The organism is Burkholderia sp. BE12 (assembly GCF_002959955.1).
Taxonomy (GTDB): domain Bacteria; phylum Pseudomonadota; class Gammaproteobacteria; order Burkholderiales; family Burkholderiaceae; genus Burkholderia.
This window is the reverse complement of sequence record NZ_PREY01000075.1, coordinates 1-1,507: the sequence shown is the minus strand read 5'-3', so window position 1 is coordinate 1,507 and position 1,507 is coordinate 1. Positions and strand designations below refer to the sequence as shown.

The window sequence follows — 1,507 nt, the reverse complement described above, 5'->3', positions numbered from 1 at the left end:
TGGTTGTAGCAGCCATATCCTAATGTCGTGTTCTGGCTATTTACAGATGTCGTGTTTTTGACTGCTGGCATGCTGGACGGCTCGTTGAGCAAGCACGGGAGCCGACCATGCAGCCAGCCGGATTGGTGACACTGACGATGCGAGAGCTTGATCGACTCAAGGTGATCCAGGCTGTGGTAGACACGGGTTTGAAGCCAGGCCGTGCAGCCGAACGGCTGGGCCTGAGCGTGCGCCAGGTGGAACGGCTGGTTATCCGGTATCGCGAGCGTGGGCCCGACGGCGTAGCTTCGGGCCGTCGTGGCCGACCGGGCAACCGCAAGCTCGACGACGGGCTGGCGTTACGTGCCCTGACCGTTATCCGTGAGCGCTACGCCGATTTCGGGCCGACGCTGGCTTGCGAGAAGCTATGGGAATGCCACGGCATTCGGTTGGCCAAGGAAACGGTCAGGAAGCTGATGACGGACGCTGGGCTCTGGATCCCGCGCCGGCAACGACCACCGAAGGTGTATCAGCCGCGAGCACGCCGGGCGTGTCTGGGCGAACTGATCCAGATCGACGGCAGCGATCATCGATGGTTCGAGGAACGGGCGCCGGCCTGCACGCTGCTGGTGTACGTCGACGACGCGACGAGCCGGCTGATGATGCTGCACTTCACTCAGACCGAATCGACCTTCAGCTACTTCGAGGCCACGCGGACGTATCTGGAGCGCCATGGCAAGCCGGTAGCGTTCTACAGCGACAAGTACAGCGTGTTCCGCAATACGAGCGCCGGTAAGACAGGCCAGAGCGTCACGCACTTCGGCCGCGCGATGTACGAACTGAACATCGACACGTTCTGCGCGAACAGCAGCTCCGCCAAGGGCCGTGTCGAGCGAGCACATCTGACGTTGCAGGACCGACTGGTCAAGGAGCTACGATTGCGCGGGATTAGCACGGTAGCGGATGCCAATGCTTATGCGCCCTCCTTCATCGCCACGTATAACGAGCGCTTCGCGAAGCCGCCACGCAGCGGCTTTGATGCGCACCGGCCGCTGCGATCCGACGAGGATCTGGACCTACTGCTGACCTGGCGTGAGACACGCCGGGTGACGAAGGCGTTGACGGTGCAGTACGACCGGGTGCTGTACCTGCTGGACGATACGCCGGGGAATCGAGCGTGGATCCATCGCGACGTCGAGGTGTGGGAGTACCCGGATGGTCGGATCGAAATCCGAGCAGCCGGTCAGATATTGGCAGCTCAGTCGTATGACCGGCTGGCCGAAGTCGATCAAGGCGCCATCGTGGACCACAAGCGCCTGAGTCACGCGCTGCAAGTGGCGCAAGCGTTTCAAGCGCAGCGCGACAGCCGGCGGATCGGGACCGCGCCGTCGCGAACGCATCGAGGGCTTCCGGTGCGGGAGAACGAAGCGCAACCCGGCACCAAGAAACCGCGCCGGTTCACGGCGGCTGACATGGAGACGGCGATTCTGGAGGTCACATCAAACGCAGGAACTGAGCGGCGGTCTGC

1 protein-coding gene is annotated in these 1,507 nt (G+C 62.8%); it reads left to right on the top strand.

Going from position 1 to position 1,507, the window contains the following annotated elements; all coding sequences use genetic code 11:
* Positions 1-107 precede the first annotated feature (107 nt).
* Positions 108-1,507, top strand: a 1,400-nt coding sequence (locus C4B30_RS34965; RefSeq protein WP_105133683.1) for an ISNCY family transposase, incomplete at its 3' end; no start/stop codon positions are given.